19 protein-coding genes are annotated in these 21,237 nt (G+C 69.3%); 13 read left to right on the top strand and 6 right to left on the bottom strand.

All coding sequences use genetic code 11. The features are described from left to right. The first annotated feature begins 3 nt into the window (after positions 1 to 3). The 13 genes from ABFO07_RS33380 (at position 4) to ABFO07_RS33320 (ending at position 15,634) form a co-directional block, all read left to right on the top strand. Positions 4 to 1,005, top strand: coding sequence for an ABC transporter permease (locus ABFO07_RS33380; RefSeq protein ID WP_060014938.1), 1,002 nt, complete (start codon positions 4 to 6; stop codon positions 1,003 to 1,005). Next, complete coding sequence (locus ABFO07_RS33375) at positions 1,002 to 1,847, top strand: ABC transporter permease (protein WP_059891656.1); 846 nt, start codon at positions 1,002 to 1,004, stop codon at positions 1,845 to 1,847. Before ABFO07_RS33380 ends, ABFO07_RS33375 begins: the two co-directional genes overlap by 4 nt. Beyond that, positions 1,844 to 3,547 carry an ABC transporter ATP-binding protein gene (locus tag ABFO07_RS33370; RefSeq protein WP_347469762.1) on the top strand — a complete coding sequence of 568 codons (1,704 nt, stop codon included), beginning with the start codon at positions 1,844 to 1,846 and terminating at the stop codon, positions 3,545 to 3,547. Before ABFO07_RS33375 ends, ABFO07_RS33370 begins: the two co-directional genes overlap by 4 nt. Continuing rightward, on the top strand, positions 3,544 to 4,407 hold the full coding sequence (locus tag ABFO07_RS33365; RefSeq protein ID WP_124490690.1) for an alpha/beta fold hydrolase: 864 nt from the start codon (positions 3,544 to 3,546) through the stop codon (positions 4,405 to 4,407). The genes ABFO07_RS33370 and ABFO07_RS33365 overlap by 4 nt, the downstream gene beginning before the upstream one ends. Positions 4,408 to 4,597: 190 nt before the next feature. Continuing rightward, a complete protein-coding gene (locus tag ABFO07_RS33360) occupies positions 4,598 to 7,042 on the top strand; it encodes a TonB-dependent receptor plug domain-containing protein (protein WP_060149426.1) in 2,445 nt (814 codons plus the stop codon). Between the two features lie 126 nt (positions 7,043 to 7,168). Next, positions 7,169 to 7,954 (top strand): TonB family protein, encoded by a 786-nt coding sequence (locus ABFO07_RS33355; RefSeq protein ID WP_081064502.1) that lies wholly within the window; start codon positions 7,169 to 7,171, stop codon positions 7,952 to 7,954. 39 nt (positions 7,955 to 7,993) lie between these two features. Then, positions 7,994 to 8,806: a MotA/TolQ/ExbB proton channel family protein gene (locus ABFO07_RS33350; RefSeq protein ID WP_347469761.1), complete on the top strand. Its 813-nt coding sequence runs from the start codon at positions 7,994 to 7,996 to the stop codon at positions 8,804 to 8,806. 2 nt (positions 8,807 to 8,808) lie between these two features. Next, positions 8,809 to 9,243, top strand: coding sequence for an ExbD/TolR family protein (locus ABFO07_RS33345; RefSeq protein ID WP_059557741.1), 435 nt, complete (start codon positions 8,809 to 8,811; stop codon positions 9,241 to 9,243). Continuing rightward, positions 9,240 to 10,283: an LLM class flavin-dependent oxidoreductase gene (locus ABFO07_RS33340; RefSeq protein WP_124479652.1), complete on the top strand. Its 1,044-nt coding sequence runs from the start codon at positions 9,240 to 9,242 to the stop codon at positions 10,281 to 10,283. Before ABFO07_RS33345 ends, ABFO07_RS33340 begins: the two co-directional genes overlap by 4 nt. Positions 10,284 to 10,383: 100 nt before the next feature. Beyond that, positions 10,384 to 11,712, top strand: a complete 1,329-nt coding sequence (locus ABFO07_RS33335) for an NtaA/DmoA family FMN-dependent monooxygenase (RefSeq protein WP_347469760.1) — start codon at positions 10,384 to 10,386, stop codon at positions 11,710 to 11,712. Continuing rightward, the gene (locus ABFO07_RS33330) at positions 11,699 to 12,916 is read left to right on the top strand and encodes an acyl-CoA dehydrogenase family protein (RefSeq protein ID WP_347469759.1); all 1,218 of its coding nucleotides are present in this window, start codon (positions 11,699 to 11,701) and stop codon (positions 12,914 to 12,916) included. The genes ABFO07_RS33335 and ABFO07_RS33330 overlap by 14 nt, the downstream gene beginning before the upstream one ends. A 39-nt stretch (positions 12,917 to 12,955) precedes the next feature. Then, the gene (locus ABFO07_RS33325; RefSeq protein ID WP_059557733.1) at positions 12,956 to 14,314 is read left to right on the top strand and encodes an LLM class flavin-dependent oxidoreductase; all 1,359 of its coding nucleotides are present in this window, start codon (positions 12,956 to 12,958) and stop codon (positions 14,312 to 14,314) included. Positions 14,315 to 14,599: 285 nt separating this feature from the next. Next, positions 14,600 to 15,634, top strand: a complete 1,035-nt coding sequence (locus ABFO07_RS33320) for a helix-turn-helix domain-containing protein (RefSeq protein WP_059810104.1) — start codon at positions 14,600 to 14,602, stop codon at positions 15,632 to 15,634. A gap of 60 nt (positions 15,635 to 15,694) precedes the next feature. Here the strand turns inward: ABFO07_RS33320 and ABFO07_RS33315 are convergent, their stop codons facing one another. The 6 genes from ABFO07_RS33315 to ABFO07_RS33290 form a co-directional block, all read right to left on the bottom strand. Continuing rightward, the gene (locus ABFO07_RS33315; protein ID WP_059557729.1) at positions 15,695 to 16,081 is read right to left on the bottom strand and encodes a nuclear transport factor 2 family protein; all 387 of its coding nucleotides are present in this window, start codon (positions 16,079 to 16,081) and stop codon (positions 15,695 to 15,697) included. Positions 16,082 to 16,166: 85 nt separating this feature from the next. Beyond that, complete coding sequence (gene fdxA, locus ABFO07_RS33310) at positions 16,167 to 16,490, bottom strand: ferredoxin FdxA (protein ID WP_059923654.1); 324 nt, start codon at positions 16,488 to 16,490, stop codon at positions 16,167 to 16,169. Between the two features lie 27 nt (positions 16,491 to 16,517). Next, positions 16,518 to 17,762 carry an ATP-grasp domain-containing protein gene (locus tag ABFO07_RS33305; protein ID WP_347469758.1) on the bottom strand — a complete coding sequence of 415 codons (1,245 nt, stop codon included), beginning with the start codon at positions 17,760 to 17,762 and terminating at the stop codon, positions 16,518 to 16,520. Between the two features lie 34 nt (positions 17,763 to 17,796). Then, positions 17,797 to 19,119, bottom strand: coding sequence for an ATP-grasp domain-containing protein (locus tag ABFO07_RS33300; protein ID WP_347469757.1), 1,323 nt, complete (start codon positions 19,117 to 19,119; stop codon positions 17,797 to 17,799). A 2-nt stretch (positions 19,120 to 19,121) separates the two neighbouring features. Next, a complete protein-coding gene (locus ABFO07_RS33295; protein WP_347469756.1) occupies positions 19,122 to 20,444 on the bottom strand; it encodes an ATP-grasp domain-containing protein in 1,323 nt (440 codons plus the stop codon). 19 nt (positions 20,445 to 20,463) lie between these two features. Then, the gene (locus ABFO07_RS33290; protein WP_059557719.1) at positions 20,464 to 21,216 is read right to left on the bottom strand and encodes a hypothetical protein; all 753 of its coding nucleotides are present in this window, start codon (positions 21,214 to 21,216) and stop codon (positions 20,464 to 20,466) included. Positions 21,217 to 21,237: the final 21 nt, after the last annotated feature.

Here is a 21,237-nt window from a genome sequence, read left to right as displayed (position 1 = left end):
GCGATGAACGCCGCGCTGCGCTTGACGTCGACGGTATTCCGGGGCTTTGCGGTCGTGCTCGGCGTGCTGGTCGTGAACTTCTTCCTGGTCCGGCTCGCGCCCGGCGATCCCGCGCTCATGCTCGCCGGCGACGCGGGCGCGGGCGACGCCGCCTATGTCGAGCGGCTGCGCGCGCAGCTCGGGCTCGGCCGGCCGCTCGTCGAGCAGTTCGCGCGGTATCTGCGCGATCTCGCGCACGCCGATTTCGGTTTCTCGTACCGCAACCAGCTGCCCGTGCTGCAGCTCGTCGCCGAGCGCCTGCCCGCGACGCTGCTGCTGATGGCGGCGGCGTTCGGGGTGTCGGTCGTCACCGGCGTGACGGCGGGCGCCGTGGCCGCCTGGGGCGAGTCGCGCGGCGGCGCGTGGGCGCGCGGCGTGGCGCGCACGATCGGCGCGCTGGCGGTGATCGTCTACGCGACGCCGCTGTTCTGGCTGTCGCTGGTGAGCGTGATCGCGTTCTCGGTCGTGCTCGGCCGGCTGCCGTCGTTCGGCATGGAGAGCGTCGGCGCCGGCTATGCGGGGTGGCGGCACGCACTCGACGTGGCCGCGCACCTGATCCTGCCGGCCACGACGCTCGGGCTCGTCTACGGCGCGATCTACGTGCAGCTCACGCGCGCCGCGATGCTGGAGGTGATCGAGCGCGACTTCGTGCGGACCGCGCGCGCGAAGGGCGCGGCCGAGCCGCGCGTGATGATTCGCCACGTGCTGCGCAATGCGCTGCTGCCGGTCGTCACGCTCGGCGGGCTCCAGCTCGGGCAGCTCGCGGGCGGCGCGCTCGTCACCGAGATCGTGTTCGCATGGCCGGGGCTCGGCGGGCTGATGTACGACGCGCTGCTGCAGCGGGACTATCCGGTGCTGCTCGGGCTGCTGGCCGTCGTCGCGGCGCTGGTGGTCGTGTTCAACGCGCTGACGGACGCGCTGTACGGGCTCGTCGATCCGCGCGCCGGCGTGCGGGAGGGGCGATGACGGGCCGCTTCCTGCGCCGTTTCGCCCGCGCGCCGGGCGCGCTGGCCGGCACGCTGTTTCTTGGCGTCGCCGCGCTCGTCGCGCTGAGTGCGCCGCTGTGGCTGCCGTCGCCGTGGCGCATGGCCGGCGAGCCGATGCTGCGGCCGCTGCTGCACGCCGGCCATCCGCTCGGCACCGACATGCTCGGACGCGACGTGCTGGTGGGGCTCCTGTGGGGCGCGCGCGTATCGCTGTTCGTCGGGCTGGCGGCGACGCTCGCGACCTTCTCGCTCGGCGCGTCGATCGGCGCGCTGGCCGGCTGGTGCGGCGGCTGGATCGACCGGGCGCTGATGGGCGTGACCGCGCTGTTCCAGACGATTCCGCAGTTCGCGGTCGCGGTCACGATCGCGGCCGTGCTCGGCGCGTCGCTCGAATCGACGGTCGCGGCCATCGCCGCCGCATCGTGGCCGGCGATCGCGCGGCTCGTGCGCGGCGAATTCATCGGGCTGGCGCGCCGCGAGTTCGTGCTGGCCGCGCGGCTGGCCGGCGAATCGCCGGCCGCGCTCGTGTGGCGCCAGATCCTGCCGCACGTGTGGCCGCCGCTCGCGGTGCTGGCCGCGCTGATGGTCGCGACCGCGATCCTGACCGAGTCGGCGCTGTCGTTCCTCGGGCTCGGCGATCCGTCGCAGATGAGCTGGGGTTTCATGATCGGCGCGGCGCGCAACGTGATGCGCGACGCGTGGTGGCTGAGCATCTGGCCGGGTCTCGCGATCGTCGCGACCGCGCTCGCGGTCAATCGCGTCGGCGAAGGCCTGCGTCATGCGTCGGCCATCGCGCGAACGCGTGCGGAGCGCGTGCGATGAGCGATGCGCCGCTGCTGTCGATCGAACGCCTGACGCTCGCGCTGCCGCCCGGCGCGGAGCGCCGCGACGCGGTGCGCGACGTGTCGCTGACGATCGCGCCCGGCGAGGTGCGGTGCGTGGTCGGCGCGTCCGGGTCGGGCAAGTCGCTGCTCGCGGCGTCGATCGCGGGCTTGCTGCCGCACGGCGTGCGGCATGCGGCCGGGCGCATCGCGCTGCGCGGCCGGGATCTCGCGCAATGCAGCGACGCCGAATGGCGCGACGTGCGCGGGCGGCTCGTGTCGATGATCTTCCAGGAGCCGCTCGCCGCGCTGAACCCGCTGATGACGGTGGGCGCGCAGGTCGACGAGGTGCTGCGCGTGCATCGCGTGCTGAGCGGCCGCGGCGAGGGCGCTGCGCGCACCGCGCGCGTGACGGCGCTGCTGCGCGACGTCGGCCTGCCGGAGCCCGAACGGCTGAGGCACGCGTATCCCGATGCATTGTCCGGCGGCCAGCGGCAACGCGTGCTGATCGCGATGGCGCTCGCGCTCGAACCGGCGCTGCTGATCGCCGACGAACCGACGACCGCGCTCGACGTCACCACGCAGTCGCGGATCCTCGCGCTGATTTCGCAGGCGACCCGTGTGACGCGAACCGGCGTGCTGCTGATCACGCACGATTTCGGGGTGGTCGCGCAGGTTGCCGATCGCGTCGCGGTGCTGCGCGACGGCGAACTCGTGGAGAGCGGCCGCGCGGCCGACGTGCTGCGTGCGCCGCGCCATCCGTATACACGCGCGCTGCTCGATGCCGTGCCGCGCGGAAGCGCCGGCGCCGAGCCGCGCAGGGTCGTGCGCAGCGGCGTGCCGCTGCTCGACGTGCAGGGCCTGCACAAGCACTACGCGGCGCGCCGCCCGCTGCCGTTCCTGCCCGCGCGCGGCCGGCGCGGCGTGGACGCGCTGGCGGACGTCGGCTTTACGCTGCACGCGGGCGAAACGCTCGGCATCGTCGGCGAATCGGGCTCCGGCAAGTCGACGCTCGCGCGTGCGCTGGTGCGCCTGGCGCGCGTCGACAGCGGCCGCATCGTGCTGCGCGGCGAGCACGATCTCGCACATGTCGCCGAACGCGCGCTGCGCCCGCTGCGGCGCGAGATCCAGATGGTGTTCCAGGATCCGCATGCGTCGCTGAACGCACGCCAGACGATCGCGCAGATCGTCGCGACCGGCCCGCGCGCGCATGGCGTGGGCCGGGCCGCCGCGCATCGGCGCGCGGCCGAGCTGCTCGCGCAGGTCGGCTTGCCGCCGGACGCGCTCGCGCGCCATCCGCACGAATTCTCCGGCGGGCAGCGGCAGCGCATCAGCCTCGCGCGTGCGCTGGCGCTCGATCCGTCGATCCTCGTGGCCGACGAGATGGTGTCGGGCCTCGACGTGTCGGTGCAGGCGCAGGTGCTCGCGCTGCTCGCGGCCGTGCAGCGGCGCCGCGCGATGGCGATCGTGTTCGTCACGCACGACCTGCGCGTGGCCGCGCAGATCTGCGACCGGATCGCGGTGATGCGGGCGGGACGGATCGTCGAACTGGGCGATACCGCGCAAATCTTCGGGGCTGCGCGCCATCCGTATACGCGTGCGCTGCTCGACGCGATGCCGGTGTTGCCGGCGCGCGCGGCCGGGATCGACGCGGCCGAAGCGACCCGGCATGCCTGTCCAATCAACGGGGAACAACCATGACATCCGTTACGAACGTCGTGGCCGGCGTGCCGGTCGAGGTGCGCGCGGGGCGCACGCTGAGCGTCGCGCAGCGCGCGGCGCCGCCGGGCTCGCCGCACGCGGGCACCGTCGTGTTCTTCGCGCACGGCGGCGGCGGCAACAAGAACCAGTGGCGCGCGCAGTGGCGGACGCTCGCCGATGCGGGCTACGGGCTCGTCGCATGGGATTTCCTGGGCCACGGTGACAGTCCGCGCCCGCATGCGCAGAGCGGCGCCTATCACGGCGACGAAACGCTGCGCGACTACCTCGCGCTGTTCGACCGCTACCAGGGCACGCACAACGTGCTGGTCGCCCATTCGCTCGGCACGGGCAGCACGCTCGCGCTGCTGGATCGGCTCGCGGCGCTCGGGCGGCTGCGCGAGGCGAGCGGGGCGCTGCTGCTCGGCACGCAGCTCGCGCGCCCCGTGACACGTCCGCCGGCGCTGCCGGGCTGGCTGCTCGAATGGATCAAGCCCGTGTTCGCGCGGCGCTTCCGGCGGCTCGCGTGGCATCCGCAGGCCGATCCGGCGCTCGTCGCTTACGAATCGCGCATCGCGCGCCGCAACCGGATGGCGACGTTCCAGGCCGTGGTGCGCGATGCGCCATGGCCCGATGCTGCGCGGCTGGCCGCGCTGGCGCTGCCGATCGCCGTGCTGGCGGGCGACTCGGACGGCCTCACGCCGCCGGCCGGCGGGCGCGCGCTGGCCGATGCGCTGCCGGATGCGACGTTCGACGTGCTGCCCGCGTGCGGCCATCAACTGATGCTCGAACGGCCCGACGCCGTGAATGCCGCGTTGCTTGCGCTGCTCGATCGCGCCGTGCATCCGGCTCAGTCCGCTTGAGCGCCGATGAATGACCGGGTTCGCATCGCATGCGCGATTTCCTTTCACGCCCGGCAGGCAAAAACAAATGTGTATTCCTTATTTCAGCAATGACGATGCGGCACGCGATCATCGTATCGGCGTGACGGGAATCGAGCACGCGGGAAAACACGACAAACGGCAGGGGTGGGCGCGACGCGCTCGAAAGGGGATGCAATTGCGATCGATCGGGAATGACAGGACAAGCGCGAAGGGGTGGCGCGGCAGCCGTGTCCATGCGCTGGCGCTCGCCGCGGGATGGCTCGCGTCGGGCGGTGCGGCGTGGGCACAGAGCGTGCCGGCGGCGAACGGCCGCGGTGCCGACGCAGGCGCCGCGAACGGTGCGTGGGTCGCCGGCAGCGTGCAGGACGTCGTCGTGACGACGGGCACGCGCGAGACCGCGAAGAAGGCCGGCGACAGCGCGAACCCGGTGGACGTGATCGGCGGCGAAGCGCTGCGCAGCACGGGGCAGACCAACCTGCGCGATGCGCTCGTGCAGCTGTCGCCGTCGGTCGCGCGCCAGGCGCTGGGCGGCGACGCCGCCAACCTGACGAGCGCGCTGACGCTGCGCGGGCTGAGCCCCGATCACGTGCTCGTGCTCGTGAACGGCAAGCGCCGGCACTCGACCGCGAACATCTCGCTCGACAAGGGGCCGCAGCAGGGTTCGACGGGCGTCGACGTCGACCTGATCCCGGTGGGCGCGGTCGACCGCATCGAGATCCTGCGCGACGGCGCGTCGGCGCAATACGGCTCGGATGCGATCGCGGGCGTGATCAACATCATCCTCAAGTCCGACTACAAGGGCGGCGAGCTGTCGAACACGACCGGGCAGACCTATCGCGGCGACGGCCTCGCGCAGAACAACGCGGCGAATATCGGGCTGCGTCTCGGCGATGCGGGTTTTCTCGACCTGAGCGCCGAATACAACCGGCAGAACCATACGGTGCGCACCGGCGCCGATCCGCGCACGGGCCGCGACGACAACCTGATCCTCGGTTCGCCCGCGAGCACGCGCGAGGCGGTCGCATTCAACGCGGGCTACCTGCTCGACGGCGGCGTGCAGCTCTACGGGTTCGGCACGTATGCGCATCGCGACGGCAGCAGCTACCAGAACTTCCGCCTGCCGTCCGTGCTGCCGAAGATCTATCCGAACGGCTTCACGCCGCAGGAGACCATCAGCGAGAACGACTATTCGATCACCGCGGGCGTGAAGGGCGACCGCCTGTTCGGCTGGGCGTGGGATCTCAGCACGACGTACGGCAGCGACAACGTCAACATCGGCATGGTCAACTCGGCGAACACGAGCCTGTTCGCCGATACGGGCGCGACGCCCACGCGCTTTCACCTGTCGAATTTCCAGAATACGCAGTGGACCAACAACCTCGACCTGTCGCGCGCGTTCCGGCTGCCGTTGCTGCCCGCGCCGCTGAACGTGTCGGTCGGCGTCGAGCATCGTCACGAAAGCTATTCGGTCGGCGCGGGCGACGCGGCGTCGACGTACGGCGGCGGCACGCAGGCGCTGCCCGGCCTGTCGTCGATCAGCGCGCTGTCGGCCTCGCGCGAGGTGCTCGGCGCCTACGCCGATCTCGCGACGAAGCTCGCGCCGAACTGGCAGGTCGACCTCGCGGGGCGCTTCGAGCACTACAACGACGTGGGCAGCACCGCGAACGGCAAGCTGTCGACGCGCTACGACATCACGCCGGCGATCGCCGTGCGCGGCAGCGTCGGCACCGGGTTCCGCGCGCCGTCGCTCGCCGAGCAGAACTTCACGAACCTGAACATCTCGCCGTTCTCCGCGAACGGGCTGCTGGCCGCGAACTCGGCCGCCGCGCGCAGCCTCGGCGCGGTGCCGCTGAAGCCGGAAAAATCGACCAATATCGACGTCGGCCTCGTGCTCAATCCGCTGCCGAAGCTGAACGTGACGATCGACGCGTACCAGATCGACATCCGCGACCGCATCGTGCAGGGCGGCACCTACAGCGGCCAGACGGCGATCGACGCGCTGACGCGGGCCGGCGTCACGCTGCCGTCCGGCCTGTCGGCCGTCACCGCGAACTACTTCACGAACGGCGCGAACACGCGCACGCGCGGGCTGGATATCGTCGCGACCTATCACAGCGATTTCGCGTCGTGGGGCAAGGTCGACTGGGATCTCGGCGTGAACTTCAATACGACGAGCGCGACGCGCGTCGGCAGCGACGCGAACGGCAACACGCTGCTCGACGCGCAGCAGATCGGCTATCTGGTCGCCTCGACGCCGAAGAACAAGATCATCGTCGGCGGCACCTGGCGTCTCGACAAATGGGCCGTGACGCTGCACGAGACGCGTTTCGGGGCGACCTCCGGCGAAGAGAGCTACTGGAGCGGCCCGAACGCGTTCTCGACCACGCGGTTCGCGCACTTCTCGAACACGCCGAAATTCATTACCGACGTGGAGGTGCGCTATGCGGTCACGCGCAAGTTCGAGCTGGCGATCGGGGCGAACAACCTGTTCAACGTGTATCCGAGCAAGCTGCCGGCGGAGAACCAGTTGCTCGGCAACCAGTACGACACCTATTCGTCGCAGATCGGCGTGAGCGGCGGGTTCTACTACCTGCGTGCGCGCTACCTGTTGTAAAGCGTGCCGCCGGACGGCGGCGATTTGCTTAGCAGAATTTGGTGGTTCGGTTCGATGGAGGGCGAAATTATGATCGATGAATGGCATGCGTCGGCAGGGCCGTGCCGCGACGGCAAGGAGTAGCTGATGAGTACAGTTGAGTCCGCGTTGTTCGAGTTCGCGTTGCCGGCCGCACCGGCGCGCCCGGCCGGTATGGCGGCGCACTGGCGCGACGCGCGCGGGCCGGCGGCGTCGGTTGCGCTCCATGCGCTTGCGCTGGCGGCGCTGTTCGCGTGGTCGACGCACGCGCCGGACAAGCCGCCGCCCGAGCGGACGATCGAGCTCGTGCTGACGCAGGCGGCGCCGGCGCCGGCACAGCCCCAGCCGCCGCAGCCGAAAGCGCAACCGGCGCCTCCGCCGCCGCGACGGACCGTGGCCGCGCCGCCGGAGACGCACGCGCCGCGCGCACCGGCACCGCGCGCGGCTGCGCCGTCCGAGGCTGCGCCCCGGCCGGTTCAACCCGCGCCGGCGGCGCCTTCGGCCGAGCCCGCACCGCCCGCGGCGCCAGCGGCGCAGGCCGACGCACCCGCCCGGCCTGCCGCGCCGAGCACGCCCGCGCCCGCTCGCGTGATCGGCCAGGAGGGCATCCCGAGCGATTACGTGCGGCAGGTGTTCGAGCGCATCAACCGCAGCGCGATCGACCGCTATCCGCGCCTCGCGCGCCTGAAGCATCTCGACGGGCGCGTCGGCTACCGGCTGGTGCTCGCGCCGGACGGCACGCTGGTGCGCTGCGATATCCAGACGTCGGGCGAAGACACGCTCGACGCCGCGGCGCTCGACGCGATCCGCGCGGCCGCGCCGTTCCCGAAACTGCCGGATCTCGGCGGCTCGTCCTACGTATTGAAAGGCGCGATCGTCTACCAGTCAGAGTGACGGCCGCCGACTGACCAGACCAGAAAGGAATCCAGCACCATGACGACAGCACAACTCGCCCAGCATCTTTCACCGTGGGATCTTTTCCTGCAGGCCGACGCGATCGTCAAGGCGATCATGATCGTGCTCGCGCTCGCGTCGCTGCTGACGTGGGCCGTGATCGCGGACAAGCTGATCCGCTTTCGCGAACTGCGTGCCCGCGCGCAGCGCTGGAGCGCGGCGCTCGACCAACCCGAGCGCCTGCGAGCGCTCGCCGACGCGCTGCGCGCGCAGCCGTCGGACCCGTTCGCACGAATCTACGCGGCGCTCGGCAGCGAATGGGACGACAGCGAGCGTCGCGGGCTGGCGCGTTCGTCCGCGACGTTCGACAGCCTGAAGGAGCGGCTCGCGCGCATCGGCCAGATCGCGATCGGCGCGGAGCTCGACAAGCTGCAGCGCGGGCTGCAACTGCTCGCGACGGTCGGTTCGGTCGCGCCGTTCGTCGGCCTGTTCGGCACCGTGTGGGGGATCATCAATTCGTTCCAGGGCATCGCCGCGACCAACAACACGAGCCTGGCGGTCGTCGCGCCGGGCATCTCGGAGGCGTTGTTCGCGACCGCGCTCGGGCTCGTCGCCGCGATTCCGGCGGTGGTCGCGTACAACCGCGCGTCCGGCGATCTCGGCGGCTATGCGAATCAGCTCGGCGCGCTGACCGGGCGCGTCGAAGTCGAGCTGTCGCGGCTGCTCGACGCGGGCGAGGCGCGGCCCGATGCGGGCGGCGATGCAGCCGGGGCCGAGCGCGCCGACGACGTGCGCCGGCACGACGCGCGCGCGCCGGTGGCGGGCGCGCAGGTCGCCGCGAGCGGAGCGTAATCATGGGCGCGAAACTGTCGGGGCCGCGCGGCCCGGGCGCGTCGTTCGGCGCGCCGGTCAGCGAAATCAACGTCACGCCGCTCGTCGACGTGATGCTGGTGCTGCTGATCGTGTTCATGATCGCCGCGCCGCTGATGGCGTCGGGCGTCAAGGTCGACCTGCCGACCAGCCACGCGCGCCCGCTGAACGAGGACAAGCCGCCGCTGGCCGTCAGCATCGATCGTCAGGGCCAGGTGTTCGTCGACAAGTCCGCGGTGGCGGCCGGCCAGTTGCGCGCCGCGCTCGCGAGCGCGACGGGCGGCGATCGCGAGCGCCGGATCTTCCTGCGCGGCGATCAGGCGCTGCCGTACGGCACCGTGATCGCGACGATGGGCGAGATCAGCGATGCGGGCTATGGCAAGGTGGCGCTCGTGTCCGAGCCGCCGAAGCAGCGATGACGCAGGCGAACGAACGCGTGCGCATCACGCAGATCGGCTTTCTGACGTCGGGCAACTATGCGGCCGACGATCCGTTGCCGGGCCTCGAGCAGACGCTCGACCTGTTCCGGATCGGCGAGGCGCTCGGCTACGACTGCGCGTGGGTGCGCCAGCGCCATCTCGAGCGGGCCGTGTCGTCGGCGGCCACGTTTCTCGCGGCGGCGAGCCAGCACACGACCCGGATCGGGCTTGGGGCCGCCGTGATCCAGATGGGTTACGAGAATCCGTTCCGCCTGGCCGAGGATCTGGCGACCGTCGACATCCTGTCGCGCGGCCGCCTGAACGTCGGGCTCAGCGCGGGCGCGCCGCCGCACGGCGCATTGCTCGGCGACAGGCTGTTCGACGCCGCGCCGGAGCAGATCGACTTTTCGCACGCGCGTGTCGCACGGCTGCGCGCGAACCTGACGGGCGAACTGCTCGGCGACGCACAGAGCTTCGTCGAATCGCCGGCCGGGCGCGAGCGGCCGCGCGTGATGCCGTACGCGCCGGGGCTGACGCAGCGGCTCTGGTATGGCGGCGGCTCGCTCCGGTCGGCCGAATGGGCCGGCCGCAACGGCTTCAACCTGTTGCTCGGCAATCTGAACTCGGGCGAGCGCTCGGACGACTTCTTCGAGACCCAGCGCAGCCACATCGACGCATTCCGTTCGAACTGGCAACGCGCGGATGCGCCGCGCATCGCGCTCGGCCGCGTGGTCGTGCCGACCGACAGCGCGGATTCGGCCAGCCGCCGGCGGTATCGCGCGTTTGCCGCCGAACGCGTCGCGCGCACGCGCGGCCCGCAAGGCGCGCGGCGCACCTTGTATGCGGAAGACCTGGTCGGCAGCGCGGCGGAAATCGCCGAGCGTCTGCTCGAGGATCCGGTCGTCCGGCAGGTGGGCGAGCTGCGTCTCGAACTGCCGTACGATTTCGCGCCCGACGAGTACGAGCAGATCCTGACCGACTTCGTGCTGCATATCGCGCCGCGTCTGGGTTGGCGGACGGGCGAGGCGGTGGCGGCGTAGCGCATGCGTCTCCCGATCGAAGCGAATCAAGAGGAATGCAGATGAATGAAAGAAGCGGACGAGGCGCGGCACGCGTTGGCGAGATGACGGGAGCCGCGTCATGAGCCGCGCACGCAGGCGGCTGAAGACGCTCGTCGGCGCGGCGAGCGTGATTTACGCGCCCGGCGACCCGGACGCCGCACAGGGCGTGCGGCGCGCGGCCGCGCTTGCGCGCAAGGCGGAAGCGGAGAAGATCACCGGCCTGTTCACCGCCGACCTGCTGCAGGCCGATCCGGCCGGCCTTGCCGGCACCACGGGCAGCCAGGAGCCGATCGTCGCGCTGGCCGCGCTGAGCCAGGCGACCTCGGCCATCGGGCTCGTCGCGACGGTATCGACGACCTATCACCACCCTTACAACCTCGCGCGGCTGATCGGCACGCTCGATCACGTGAGCGGCGGCCGGGCCGCCTGGAACGCGGTCACGTCGTCGGTCGGCGAGGAAAACTTCGGCGAGGCGGCGTTGCCCGATCCGGAACGGCGCTACGCGCGGGCGGCCGAATTCGTCGAAGTCGTCAACACGCTGTTCGACGCGAACGATCCGGCCGCGGCGCGGCGCGGGCCGGGCGGCGGCGTGTCGATCGACCCGCGCAAGCTCGGCGCGATCGACTATCGCGGCGCGCACTTTCAGGTGCAGGGGCCGTTGAACGTGCCGCCGTCGCCGCAGCGGCGGCCCGTGCTGTTCCAGGCCGGGCAGTCGGCGAGCGGCGTGACGCTCGGCGCGCGATACGCGGAAGTCGTCTACACGTCGCAGCCGACCCTCGACGATGCGCGCGCGTTCGTCGCCGAGCTGCATCGGCAGGCGGCCGCATTCGGTCGCGGCGACCGGCTGCCGCTCGTGATGAACTCGTTTCATTCGGTGATCGGCGAATCCGACGCCGACGTCGCGCGGCGGCTGCGCGACAAGCACGAGCGCATCGATTACGAACAAGGCCGGTTGAAGCTCGCCGACATGCTCGGCGGCGGCGTCGACCTGCGCGACCTGCCGCTCGACCAGCCGCTGCCGGAATCGCTGCTGCCGGCCATCGACAGCGTGCATCGCCGGCGCGGACGCGTCGCGATCTTCGTCGGCTACGCGCGGCAGCGCCTGACGCTGCGCGAATTGATCATCCGCGCGCAGGAAACGGGCCACTGGTCCGTCGCCGGCACGCCGGAGCAGCTCGCCGATGCGATCGAAGCGCGCTATCGGGCGGGGCTCGTCGACGTGCTGACGCTGCATGGGCTCGGCCAGCCCGACCAGGAGGATCTGCTGCTCAACGGCCTGCTGCCCGAGCTGCGCCGTCGCAGCCTGGTCGATACCGATTATCCGGGCGGGGATTTTCGCGCGAACCTCGAACTGCCGGCGTTGCGGCGCGCGTTCGAGCACAAGGAACCGTTGAATGAATACCCGTGATGTGCTCGGCACGCGCGATGCATTGCGCGACGCGCTTGCCGAGCTACCCGATCTCGCGAATGCGATCGGGCAGGACGCCGCGCAACGCGAGGCGCGCCGCGAACTGCCGTTCGAGGGTTTCGCGATCTTCCGGCGCTCGGCGCTGGGCGTGCTGCGCATTCCGGCGGCGCGGGGCGGCCTTGGCGGCACGCTGGTCGATCTGTTCGACGCGATCGCGACGCTGGCCGCCGCCGACTCGAATCTCGCGCACGCGCTGCGCATCCACTACGACATGACCGAGACGCTGCGCCTGTCGCCGCGCACGCCGTTCAACGACGTGCAGCTCGAACGCGCGCTGGCCGGTGCGATCTTCGGCGGCGCGTCGACCGAGCGCGGCACGTCGCGGCCGGGCGAGAACACGACCGTGCTGCGCCGGGACGGCGACCACCATCGCGTGACGGGCCGCAAATACTATTCGACGGGCACCGCGTTTGCCGATTTCGCGCGCATCAACGTGGAGAACGAGCAGGGCGACGCACTGGCCGTGATCATTCCGGTCGCGCGCGATGGCGTGCAGGTGCTCGACGACTGGGACGGGATGGGGCAGCGCATGACCGCGAGCGGCAGCCTGCTGCTCGACGACGTGCAGGTGTTCGCGGACGAAGTCGCCGCGCGCGACGGCTCGTCGCTCGTCGGCCGCCATTGCGGCGCGCTGCGGCAGCTTCATCTCGTCGCGACGGCGGCGGGAATCGTGCGCAACGTGATCGCCGACGCGCGCCGCTATGTGCTCGAGCACGGGCGCCCGGTGCTGCACAGCCCGGCGCCGACCGCGCGCGACGATCATTTCATCCAGCAGATCGTCGGCGAGCTGTCCGCGCACGGTCACGCGATCGACGCGCTCGTGCGCGACAACGCGCGGGCGCTCGACCGTTCCGCGGATGCGATCGAAGCCGGCGATGCCGAGGCCCATGCGCTGGTGCTCGACAGCGCGCTCGCGACCGCGCGCACGCAGCTCGTCGTCGGCAAGCTCGCGCTGCATGCGGCCGAGCGGCTGTTCGAAGTCGGCGGCGCGTCGGCGACGGCGCGCACCCACAACCTCGACCGGCACTGGCGCAACCTGCGCACGATCTTCAGCCACAACCCGCTGCTGCACAAGGCGCGCGTGATCGGCGACTACGCGCTGAACGGCGTGACGACGCACCTGACCGAAGGGCGCGTGTTCTGATCCGGCCGCGCGCGCGGCCTCCTTTCCGGAATCATCCTGATGACCCACCGCACCGGCCACCTGCACCTCGGCGCATTCCTGTACCCCACCGGCCATCACATCGCCGCGTGGCGCCATCCCGGCTCGCAGGCCGACGCGGGCGTCGATTTTCGCCACTACGCGCGGCTCGCGCAGGCGGCCGAGGCGGCGAAGTTCGACCTCGTGTTCCTCGCGGACGGCGTCGGCACGCGCGGCGACGACGTCGAATTCCTGAGCCGCACCGCGCACAGCTACGTCGCGCAGTTCGAGCCGCTGACGCTGCTGTCGGCCCTCGCGGCCGTGACCGAGCGGATCGGCCTCGTCGGCACCGCGTCGACGAGTTTCAACGAGCCGTTCCACATCGCGCGCAAGTTCGCGTCGCTGGACCATATCAGCGGCGGCCGCGCGGGCTGGAACCTCGTCACGTCGTCGAGCGAGCACGAAGCGCGCAATTTCAATCGCGACGCGCATTTCGAGCACGCCGAGCGCTATGCGCGCGCGGAGGAATTCGCCGACGTCGTGCGCGGCCTGTGGGACAGCTGGGACGACGACGCGTTCGTGCGCGATCGCGCAGCGGGCCGCTTCTTCGATCCGGCGAAACGCCATGTGCTCGACCATCGCGGCCGCTTCTTCCAGGTGCGCGGGCCGCTGAACGTCGCACGGCCGCCGCAGGGGCATCCGGTCGTCGTGCAGGCCGGTGCGTCGCCGGCCGGCACGCGGCTGGCCGCGCGCACGGCCGAGGTCATCTTCACCGCGCAGCAGACGCTCGACGACGCCGTCGCGTTCTATGCGGACGTGAAGGGCCAGCTCGCCGCGTTCGGCCGTGACCCCGACACGCTGAAGATCATGCCGGGCGTGTTCCCGGTCGTGGGCCGCACCGAAAGCGAAGCGAAAGAGAAATTCGACGCGCTGCAGTCGCTGATCGACCCGACGGTCGGGCTCGCGCTCGTGTCGGGCCTCACGGGCGGGTTCGACCTGTCCGCATATCCGCTCGACGGCCCGATTCCGCCGCTGCCGGAAACCAATGCCAGCAAGAGCCGGCAGGTGCTGACGCTCGAGCTTGCGCGCCGCGAGAACCTGACGATTCGCGAGCTCTACCTGCGCATCGCGGGCGCGCGCGGCCATTGGCAACTGGTCGGCACGCCGGAGCAGATCGTCGACCAGCTCGAGGCGCGCTTCGTGCACTACGGCGCGGACGGCTACAACGTGATGGCGCCGACGCTGCCCGGCGGGCTCGACGATTTCATCGCGCTCGTGCTGCCCGAGCTGCGCCGTCGCGGGCGGTTTCGCAGCGACTATGCCGGCCGCACGCTGCGCGATCATCTCGGGCTGCGGCGGCCCGCGCGCCGCGACGCCGCGGTGCGCCGTGCAGGGGTATGACCGGGATTCTTGAAAAAACCGCCACATCAGACAGGCATATTATTAATTGGGACATATCCGTTCGATTAACTTTGTGTTTATTTGGCGATCCTCGTGAATAATCCGGGCTCCTGGACGGGATTTTGCAGAAAATTCTGTCCCCATATAGGCAGGTGATGAAGATGAATTATATGGATATAAGAATTACATCTTCAGAAATCATGTTTATTTTCTGCATTGTCAAACTTTCTGAAAGAAATAAACATTATGATCTGAGGCATTCAAATAAAGAGCCGAGGATCGCGCATGAGTACCGAGATACGTTCGCCCTATTGGTTTTCCCTGCAGGATTATCCGGCTGCCGAACGTCTCGAAGCATGGCGGGCGCAGTATTCGGTGTCGGAATTCACGCCGATCGCGCCGATCGATCCGGCCATCGACTACCAGTTCACTGGATATACGCTCGGCAACATCTCGATGGGAAAATGGGTTTATCGCCAGCCGGACGGCGCGAGCATGCCGCTCATGTATGCGCTGAACCGTTCGACGCCCTTCATCCGGCGGGACGGGCTGGACAACTATTCATTCAACTTCCGGCATGCCGGCGCGGTGCACGGTGAAATCGACGGGCGCGCGGTGTCGGTACGGCCTGGCGAAGTCCTCGTCGTCGACCAGGCTCGCCCCTATCACCGTGAAATCCAGGCCGGCGACGCGATCACCTTGCTGGTCGCGCGCGATGCGCTGCCCAACCTGCCGTCGAACATTCACGGCACGATCTTCAGCGGGAACATGAGCCAGCTGCTCGAGGATTATCTGAGAATCCTGATCGAACGGATCGGCACGCTGTCGCAGTCCGAAGCGCTGCACGCCGAAGAGGCGACGCTGAGCCTGGTGAAAGCGATGCTGAACCCGTTCGGGGCGGACGCCGCGAATGCGCGAAACGAACTCCTGGCGACCCTGTACGTGAAGATCAAGGAGTACATCCGGCAGAACCTGGAGTCGCCGGATCTGTCTCCGGAGCGGATCTGCAAGGATATCGGCATTTCGCGCTCGAGCCTCTACCGGTTGTTCGAACAGGATGGCGGCGTCGCGAACTACATCCGCAAGCGCCGCCTGCTCGCGGTCCATCGCGCGCTCATGTCGCCCGGCAGCACGCGCCACCGGATCGGCGACCTGGCCTATCGCTACGGTTTCAACAGCAATACGCAGCTGAGCCGCGCATTCAAGCAGGCGTTCGGCCATGCGCCGAGCGAAACCCGCGACGTGGCCGAGCGCGGGCAGCACGTCAAACAGCGGCGCAGCGACGCCGACTACGGCGGCTGGCTCACGCAGATGCGCTGAAACACGCAGGCGGCCCGGTGCGTCGTCCGCGCCGGGCCGCCCGCGCATCGTGCCGCGCGATCAGGCGAACGCTTCCACGGCGGCGGCCGTGTCCTCGAAGATCCGGTAATGACGGATCACGTTGCCCTCGATCTGCGCGACGACCGCGAACTCGCTCTTGAAGATCCGGCCCGTCTTGCGCACGCGGTGCTGCATGAAGCCGTACGCGAACACGTAATCGTCGGCTTCGGCCCATTTCCTGATCTCGAACGTCTCGGTCTCGAACTGCTCGGCGAGCGTGCCGAGCAGGCGTTCCACGCCGGCCTTGCCGACGAATCGTCCGTAGATCGGCAGATACGCCGGACCCTGCGGCTCGAATACCGTCGCGTCGTCGATAACGGCGAGCGCGCCCTGCACGTCGCGGGCACCGACCTTCGAGAAGAACTGCTGCAGCGGATTGAGCGCCATACAAACCTCCGTGAATGATGGATGGCGAAGCGGGATTATCGAGACCGGCTCCCGCCGCGATGCCGGTGTGTTGCCGCTCCCGCCGCTATGCCTTCAACAGCGCGAGCTTGTCATTGACGTTCGCCCAGCGCGCCGCGTCCGCCGTCGGCAACTGGCTGCGCGTGATGCTTGGCCAGGTTTTCGACAGCGTGGCGTTGAGTGCGACGAACGCTTGCTGGCCGGCCGGCACCTCGTCGGCGGGGAAGATCGCGTCGACGGGGCACTCGCCGCGGCATACCCCGCAGTCGATGCACTCATCCGGGTCGATGACGAGAAAGTTCGAGCCTTCGTGAAAGCAATCGACAGGGCACACGTCGACGCAATCGGTGTAGCGGCACTGGATGCAGCTTTCGGTGACGACATGTGCCATGCTCGGCTCCCGTTGAAAAAGTGAGGGTCAAGACGCCGTCGGAACATGAACGCTCAGCGACGCCGCCGCGAATAGCCGCTCGATCCATTGGCGCGTCTCGTCGGGGCTTGGCGTGCCGATGATGCCGGCGAGCGGCGCTTCGTGCGCCGAATACGTGACGTTCGACGCGAACGCGCGACCGATTTCGAGTTCGTTCCATGCGAGCACCGCGGCACTGCCGCGGAACGGCTCGGTGCCGCTGAACCCGTGATACCGCCCGCCTCGCAGGTGATGCCCCGGAAACACGAACCAGCCGTGCCACAGCTGCTGCGTGAACGCGGCGCGTGCCGGAATCCGGATCGGTTCGCCGAGCAGGAGGCTCAGCTCGGTCGACGGCAGGTGAATGCCGGTGGCGAGCTCGAAGGTCGCGACCACGTCGGCGCCGCCGACCCGATTGCCGACCTCGAGGAACACCAGTTCGCCCGCGTGCTCGATCGCTTCGAGATGGAAGGCGCCGCCGTCGATGCACACGGCGGCCAGCGTGCGCTCGACCCATCGGCGGGCGGCGTCGCTCAGCGCGAAATGGAACGAACCGAGCGGGCGGCCGGCGGCATAGGCCAGGCAGGTGCCGACATAGCGGCTCGCCGTGATCGCACGGATCTCGCCGTCGGCAACGATGCCGTCGAAATGCAGGATCGGGCCATCGACGAATTCCTCGAGTTCGAAGTCGTCGATACGCGGCGCGCCTGAATCGAGCGCGGCGACGCCGGTGCGGCCGGCCGCCAGCGCGTCGGATAGCGCGGCGGGCGTGTCGAACACGACGACATCCGCACTCGATGCGCCGCTGTGCGGTTTCAGCACGGTTGCGCCGTGCCACGGCGTGTGTCCGTGCGCGTCGATCCAGTCGCGCAGCGGCATGAAGCGCGGCACACGCACGCCGGCGTCGTGCACGGCCTGCTTCATCCTGACCTTGTCGCGCACCAGCATCACCTGTTCGACCGATTTGCCGCCGATGCCGAGCCGGGCGCGCAGCTTCGCCGCGTCGAGCAATTCATACTCCGACAGGGAAATCACGACGTCGAAGCGGTGCGGATGCGCATCGAGCCATGCGCTGGCTTCGTCGAATGCAGAAGCGAGGCCGGCCCGTTCGACACGGGTGCAGCGCAGCTGCGCCGGAATCGTGTCCAGAATGTCGCGCTTGCCGAAGTACGTCACGTCGTGCCGATCGTGATCGATACCGCGCGCGTAGTCGATGCGCGGATACGGCACGCGGTGCAGTACGAGAATCTTCATCCCAGGTCTCCAGACAGAACGAATGGCGGCGGTGTCATGCCGCCGCGCGTGTTTCGCAGGCGGCGCAGAGTGCCGCCGGCCAGTTCGCGCGCAGGGTGGCCACCACATCGCGGATGTCGGCGTCGCCGGTTTCCAGCGTGATGCAGGCGAGCGCGACGAAGTCGGCGTTATCGCGCGCGATCGCATGCACGAAGCGCCGCTCCGTCGACAGCCACTCGAAGCTGCGCGCTTGCAGTGCGCCGTCGCTCAAGCCGAGCATGCGGGCCGTATCGGCGATCGCATCGTCGAGCGGCGACGCGTCGATGCGCACGTCCTGCGACGAAAACGACTGGTCCTCGGCCACGCCGAGCATCACGGCGGCGGCGAAACGCCCGGGCGGCGGCAGCGTGGGGGGCGGCGCAACCCCCCAGGCCGCATCGATCCAAGCATGGAACAGGTCGACGCCGTAGGCCCAGCGGGCGAGCCACCAGATCTTCATGCCCGCCGGGCGCCGGTTCGGCTCGACGACGGCCGCGCGCAGCCCGTCGTCGCTGAGCTTGATTTCGTTGTGGAACGGGCCGTCCCGCTGGCCGACCAGCAGGTTCGCCAGCCGGCCGGCGCGCGTCAGTGTGTCCGCTTCGTGCGCGGCGAGCCGCGACGGCAGAATCTGCGCGACCTCGACCGGATAGCGTCCGGTGGCGCTGACCTTCTCGGTTGTAAACGACAGGGCGCCCAGGCCGTCGAACGAAAACTCGCGCGCGAACGGAATGAAGGCCTCGCAGATCACACCGCGCGACAGATACGGCGCGACTTCGCTGAACGCTGCGTCGAGGCTGTCGCCGTCGCGCACGACCACCACGCCCCGGTTGTTGCCCTCACAGGAGGGCTTGACGACGAAGCCGCCCGGATGATCGGCCGCGAAGCGCCGCAGATCGTCGACCGACGCGGCCTCGGCATAGTCCGGCACCATCACGCGCTGGGCTTCGAGCAGCGCGCGCACGCGGTGTTCGGCAACCCGGTAGGCGTGCTTGCTGAACGCGCCTTGCGCGAGCGGTGCGGAGTCGACCGTCAGGCCGAGCCGCTCCAGCAATGCGGCGCCTTGCTGGACCGCGTTGTCGGAAAACACGATGCCGGCGCGCAGATCGCTCGCGATATCCGCGAGCCGCGCGAGCGCGGCATCGACAAAGCCGTCGGCGAGCGGATCGAGATCGATCACGTCGTCGCAGATGCGCCGGTCGCGCTCGCCGGGCCCCGAACGGATCAGCACCGTGCGTGCGCCGTAGCGCTCACGCGCGTAGCGGGCGAGGTGGGCGACGTCGTCCACCCGGCTGAGGTTGTAGTCGACGATCAGCAGCGTCGAAGCGGATTGGGTGGTCATGGTCAGGCTCCCAGCGCGGGTTCGGCGACGCCGTAGTGCACGGCGATCGCGTCCGCCGAGGTCGCGAGCAGTGTGTCGAGTTCGGCGTCGCGTTCGGCGCGGCTCATCGACCACAGCAACTGGCCGAGGAACACCTCGCGCGACGCCGGATCGATCTCGTCGCCGGGTTTCAGCAGCACCTGGGTGACGATCGGTTCACGCGGCAGCGGATTGAGCCGGATCTCCTCGATCCGCCCCGGCGATGCAAAGTAGACGCGGAAGAACGTCGCGTTCGAGCCCGGCGCACGACCGTCGGCGGCATAGGCGAGGCGGGCGAGCCGCCCGTGCGCGCCGTCCGGATCGAGCAGGATGCCGAGCCACATGTCGAGCAGGTTCGCGTCGCCGGTGAGCGCCTTCACGCTCGGCGAAATCAGGCTGCCGCCCACGCGCGGGTTGATCTCGATCAGATCCCACCGTGTGCCGTCGAAGCGGGCCTCGACGTGGAAGCAGCCCCAGCCGAGCGCCAGATGCGCGAACACCGAACCGAGCCATGCAATGCCGGCTGCGCACTGGTGCGCGGCGATCGATACGGGCGGGCTCGTGCAGCTATCCTCCAGCACGGTGCCGTTCGCCTCGGTCAACTCGCACTTCTCGTGAATCGCGACGACATAGAGCCGGCCGTCCACGGCCAGCAACTCGAAGCTGAACTCGGTGCCGCTCACGTACTCTTCCGCGATGAACCGGGCCCGGTCGCCGAACACCGATGCGTAGACCGTGTCCGCCTGCGTTTCGTCCGCGATCGCCTCGAGCGTCGCCCACGTCGTGTCGCGCGTGAGGCGGAACGCGCCATATGACGCAATGCCGCGCAGCGGTTTCACGAAATAGTCGCCGCCGGCCGCCTGCAGGTCGCGCAGCACGTGCGGGGTGAGCGCGTATGCGGTGCGGCTGGAGAGGCCGGCCGCATGGAGCGTATTGCGAACGTGTAGTTTGTCGCGCAACGATTCGACATGCGCGGGGTCGAGATCCGCGACACCGAGGCGTGCGTTCGCATGCGCCATCAGTGCGCGGTAGCCTTCCCACACCGAAATGCAGGCACGTACCCGCACGCCGCGCGCCTGCAGCGCGTCGAGCGTGCGATCGACATCCGCCGTCGACAGCGCGTGCGTGTCGCCCGCATCGACGTCCGCCGCGAGCGCCCGCAGCGCGTCGAGCCGCCCGGCCTGCTCCGGCAGCGGTCGGGACGTCAATACGTACGCCTGCAGTTGCCGCTGGCTGATCGCCGCGACGAGATCCTCGACGAACGAGTAACCGCAGTGACTCAGAATCAGAATGCCATCAGCCAGCATGTCGGCTCTCCCTTCCCTGTTAGGCCGCGGCCTTCAACGTCGAGGCGATCTTGTCGTCGTACAGTTCCTTGAAGTACAGCGCGAGCACGGTCTGGTGTTCGGTCAGATAGCGTTTCAGCGCATGGATGTCTTCGTCGGTGCGCAACAGGTAACGAATTGCCGCCCACACTTCGCCAGGGTGATCGTCGTTGATGTCGGTATGCGAATGGGCGATCTGGCCGCCGATGTTCTGCTCGCCGAGCGAGCCCTTCAGCGCTTCGATCTTGCGCGGCTCGAGCTTCACGTTCACATACTCGACCAGGTACGAATACGCGACGACGCCGAGCGGCCCTTCATGATCGAGCAGATACGAAAAATAGCCGGTCAGCAGCTTGGTCGACAGGTACGGCTCGGTCGCAAGGAAGGTCTCGCGCGACACGCCCGCACGTTCGAGATCCTGCACGAACAGGTCGTCGTGCAACATTTCCTCGCGTTCGTAGTTCGCCCAGATCTGCGCGGCCTCGGGGCTGCGCTTTGCGATCTCGGCGAGCGCCTTCGATTCGGACACCCGCAGCAGGCGGATGCGCCATGCGGTTTCGATCAAGTGGCGGCGGTAGTACTCGCTGTCGATGGTCTTGCCTTCGAGATGCGCCGCATACGGCACGGTTTCGTACCACGTGTCGATCTGGCGATCGATCAGCGCGTCGATTTCGCCGCGCAGCTGAGCCGATGCAGCCGCATTCAGAAACGGAATGCGGTGCTCCAGGCCGACGTTTTTCACACGGTTGCTCATAAGAGATCCTATATAAATAGT

This window comes from Burkholderia stagnalis, assembly GCF_039848545.1.
GTDB classification, from domain to species: domain Bacteria; phylum Pseudomonadota; class Gammaproteobacteria; order Burkholderiales; family Burkholderiaceae; genus Burkholderia; species Burkholderia stagnalis.
This window is presented reverse-complemented; position numbering and strand designations above follow the sequence as displayed.